Raw genomic sequence first — 4,006 nt, 5'->3', positions numbered from 1 at the left:
CTGTACTCCAAGTAAGGGATAGACAGTTAGGTGGGGTGTAACATCCATGCAGAATTCGGTTACTGAATTTCTAACTCCTCGACACATTGATGTCGAGGAAATCAGTCTGACACGGGCAAAGGTCACCCTGGAGCCGCTGGAACGTGGTTTTGGGCATACCTTAGGCAATGCCCTGCGTCGCATTCTTCTTTCCTCTATGCCCGGCTGTGCCGTGACGGAGGTAGAGATTGATGGCGTGCAGCATGAATACAGTGCTATTGAAGGTGTTCAGGAAGACGTTATTGAAATCCTGCTCAACCTCAAAGGCCTGGCTATTCGCATGACTGGCCGTGACAGCGTTACTCTGACTTTGAGCAAAAATGGCGAGGGTGTCGTCACCGCTGCTGACATCCAGCTGGATCACGATGTTGAAATCGTGAATCCTGATCATGTTATTGCCCATATGAATGACAAGGGCAAACTCAACATGAGGCTGAAGGTTGCTCGTGGTCGTGGGTATGAATCAGCCGACAGCCGTCGTCAGGATGAAGAGGAAACTCGCGCTATCGGCCGTCTGCAGTTGGATGCCACCTATAGCCCTGTATACCGTGTTTCCTATGTCGTAGAAAGTGCCCGGGTAGAACAGCGTACTGACCTCGACAAGCTGGTGATCGACCTGGAAACCAATGGTACCCTGGATCCCGATGAAGCCATCCGCCGCGCTGCCACTATTCTGCAGCAGCAGCTGGCGGTGTTTGTGGATCTGGAAGGTGAGTCCGAACCAGAACCTGTGAAGGAAGAAGATGAGGTTGATCCTATTCTGCTTCGTCCAGTCGACGATCTCGAACTGACGGTACGTAGTGCTAACTGTCTGAAGGCAGAAAACATCTACTACATTGGTGACCTGATCCAGCGCACTGAAGTTGAGTTGCTCAAGACCCCGAACCTGGGTAAGAAGTCCCTGACTGAGATCAAGGACGTTCTGGCCTCCCGTGGTCTGAGCCTGGGTATGCGTCTCGACAACTGGCCACCGGCCAGCCTGAAGAGCGACGATAAGGTTTCTGCTTAATTGCGGCTGAGGACAATCACCGTTGATGAAACAGAGATTGTTCTCAGTAAGAAGAGGAAGTTTGTGCCATGCGTCATCGTAAGAGTGGCCGCAAGCTTAACCGGAACAGCTCTCATCGCAAAGCGATGTTCAAGAATATGGCTGCTTCCCTGGTTGAGCACGAAGTAATCAAGACAACACTGCCAAAAGCGAAAGAGCTGCGTCGTGTTGCTGAACCGCTGATCACCCTGGCTAAGGAAGACAGCGTTGCTAACCGTCGGCTGGCGTTCGATCGTCTCCGTAACAAGGCTGCGGTAGGCAAACTGTTTACTGATCTGGGTCCGCGTTTCAAAGAGCGTCCAGGCGGTTACCTCCGTATCATCAAGTGCGGGTTCCGTCAGGGTGACAACGCGCCAATGGCTTATGTCGAGTTGCTGGACCGTCCTGCTGTTGAAGCAGTAGAGTCCGCTGACGAAGAATAAGTCAGAAAAAAGCCGGGTTATCCCGGCTTTTTTGCTTTTCTACTTTCTCCCCTGAAGTCATCATACTAATTTCCTGCTTTTCCTGAGTCATTTGCCCGTCATCATTTACTGTATTTGAATATTTCCGATTGATTGATCAGTGGTTAAGGCCAAACCTCTTTCTGCTGTGTAATAAATCACGAATAAAGCTAAAGAACTCTTTTAATAGTTAAGGATCAAATCATCACCATCAAATGTTTTGTTCCGGCAATTAAATATGTTTTTCCTTCCATCCAGTGTTGTTACTCGTCAACCGCAAGCATACTCAGTACCTGCAACACCTGCTGAGTCACGAACTGAACATGAGATTCAATTTGAGCGGGAACTGGGTCCGCAGGAAGCCAGGATGGCTGAAGAATTATATGTTCAGCTTAAAGGAAGGCATCGCAATCGGTCAGATTACGCCTGCCACTGTGAGGTGACGCGAAGTCTTTATGATCGATTGGTTGGCTTTCAAAAGAGGGGCGAGGAACCGGTCATTATTCAGGTTCACGATAATACCAGGGAGCATATCGGTCATGGTTCCTATGGTTGTGTCTATGAAAGCAGTCTTTTACTGAGGAAGGCAGGGAGATGCTGGGGAGTCCCGCAAGGGGAGCAAAATAAGCGGATTATGAAGATCCAGCAAGACACTGAAGACGCCCGGAGTGAAATAGGGTTCCATTCAGAACAGCCTGGCTCATTAGGGGCTGGAATATTTGAAGGTTATCAATACCTTGATCAATTACGCATTCCCGGAAAATGTTTGCAGGCTTATTTTCAAGATAAAGCCTGGCCACTGAAAGACAGGTTTGAGTGTGCTGTAGCTATGCTGGTGTGTGCCAGGACTTTTGCGGCTGGGGGATTTGCCCATTCAGATATTAAGCCGGCCAACATGGTTTACGATAGCGTCAATAAAGAGGTCTATTTTATTGACAATGCCCATGTTCAGGACCTTGAGGATCCATCAGCGGCTAAGCCCCTGGAGCCAAGGGGGACACCCTGGTTTATTGAGCCTGAACAATACCAGAACATCGAGACTACCGCCAAGTCAATGGTGTACTCGCTTGGCATTGTACTGTTGAATCTATTTTCAGATAAACCTTCTGAGTATGCAGTTGCCCGGTCACAGGTTATTGATGGCAAGGGTATAAAATTGGATCTAACGTTATTGCTGCCGGGATTCAGGGATATCAGTCCTCAGTTTGTCGAGCAACTTGAAGGCTTCCTGGTGCAAATGGTTTCAGAAAAAAACCACCTTCGCCCTGACTTAGGTGAGTGTTTGACGCGACCTTATCGGTTTTTCCAGTGCATTCAGGCTGATTGAAGATTCTGCCAATGAAATCAAGCGTGCCAATGCAAAAGTGGCGCATCTTCAAAAAGAGTTAAAGCAGTTCCAGATAAACCAGGCGTTAATGAAACATGGTCTAATCACTCAACAGCGGGCTGCCCAGCTGAAAGAAGAAGAGGAAGCGAAAGAAAGGGTGTTACAGCAAAAGTTGGCACATGTCGTAAAAAAATTGGAAGGCACTATCTCCACTAAAGACAAACAGCTCGCGGAGTTGACCGGAGTTGCTGTTAAGGCGGAGATGCAGAACCGGGATGGCCATGAGGCACGGGCAAAGGCAGAGGAAAAAAATACTGAATACCGACTTGCCCTTGAATTGGAGAAAAATGGTCATAAAAAGGCCATGGATCAATTGAGTGCTTTTGAACTACAAAAGAAAAAGCTGCAGGCTGAGAAAGTATCTCAAGCCAGGAAAGTTCAGCAACTGGCCAGTAAGCTATCTGAAAATCTGCGGGCCCCATTGGACCATTTAAAGATGTTGGCCCGTAATGGGGCTGATATAGACAGCGCTGAATTTGGTAAGCAATTGCCTGGTGTTTTAGTGGCACTGCCATCCAATGATGTGAAGATCAGGTACCTTGACGATCTTGCCACAGTAATCTTTTGCAATCTGGGGATTGATGGGGGCGATAAGCGATACAACCATCAGTCCTCTTTACGGTCATTTTCATTTTATGCTCGCCGCCCCGTTGACTTTACTTATACTCAACGGCTGCATTTGGCAGCAGTGGTGGCAGAGGCTAAGGCGCTGGCCAAAAAGATGTTAAAAGGTAATGACGAAAGCAAGCGGCAGGCCTGCCAATTTTTAACTGAAGGTTTCGCCACACGGGTGCAAGTCACCGATGAGTTAAAAACTGATAATGGCTGGGCTGAATCGCTGCTGGCCGCCACTCCCGGCATTGCCAAATACCAGTTTACGCAAGAACAGGTAGCAAGGTTTAATCGTTCTTACCTTGCTAAACATTTTCAGGATGGCAGGGAAGGGGATCCTGGTAAAGGTAAACAACTTTCTGTTTTTATGGTGAGTCTGGAAACATCCGATGAAGCCAGTGCGGCAAAGCGTTTGCTGGCTATGCTGGCGATCAGGGAAACTGTTGAAAAGCTGGGCGCCCTGGAGAAAGAGTTCTTGTC

General features: G+C 48.3%; 4 protein-coding genes. All 4 read left to right on the top strand.

Annotation, left to right across the window (positions count from 1 at the left end; all coding sequences use genetic code 11):
* Positions 1 to 46: 46 nt before the first annotated feature.
* Positions 47 to 1,048 (top strand): DNA-directed RNA polymerase subunit alpha, encoded by a 1,002-nt coding sequence (locus KDK13_RS14905; RefSeq protein ID WP_257285765.1) that lies wholly within the window; start codon positions 47 to 49, stop codon positions 1,046 to 1,048.
* A 68-nt stretch (positions 1,049 to 1,116) separates the two neighbouring features.
* On the top strand, positions 1,117 to 1,509 hold the full coding sequence (gene rplQ, locus KDK13_RS14900; RefSeq protein WP_257285764.1) for a 50S ribosomal protein L17: 393 nt from the start codon (positions 1,117 to 1,119) through the stop codon (positions 1,507 to 1,509).
* 385 nt (positions 1,510 to 1,894) lie between these two features.
* Positions 1,895 to 2,854, top strand: coding sequence for a serine/threonine-protein kinase (locus KDK13_RS14895; protein WP_257285763.1), 960 nt, complete (start codon positions 1,895 to 1,897; stop codon positions 2,852 to 2,854).
* Positions 2,855 to 2,942: 88 nt separating this feature from the next.
* Positions 2,943 to 4,006: hypothetical protein (locus KDK13_RS14890; RefSeq protein ID WP_257285762.1), on the top strand; the 1,064-nt coding region annotated here is incomplete at its 3' end.

Origin of the sequence: Endozoicomonas sp. SESOKO1, from assembly GCF_024606265.1 — a bacterium.
Taxonomy (GTDB): domain Bacteria; phylum Pseudomonadota; class Gammaproteobacteria; order Pseudomonadales; family Endozoicomonadaceae; genus Endozoicomonas.
Note: the sequence above shows the minus strand (reverse complement) of the source record. Positions and strands in the feature narration are given on the sequence as shown.

What these genes read in the sequence shown, in the direction of transcription:
- KDK13_RS14905 (WP_257285765.1), top strand. Translation starts at nt 47, where the DNA reads ATGCAGAATTCGGTTACTGAATTTCTAACTCCTCGACACATTGATGTC.
- rplQ (WP_257285764.1), top strand. Translation starts at nt 1,117, where the DNA reads ATGCGTCATCGTAAGAGTGGCCGCAAGCTTAACCGGAACAGCTCTCAT.
- KDK13_RS14895 (WP_257285763.1), top strand. Translation starts at nt 1,895, where the DNA reads ATGGCTGAAGAATTATATGTTCAGCTTAAAGGAAGGCATCGCAATCGG.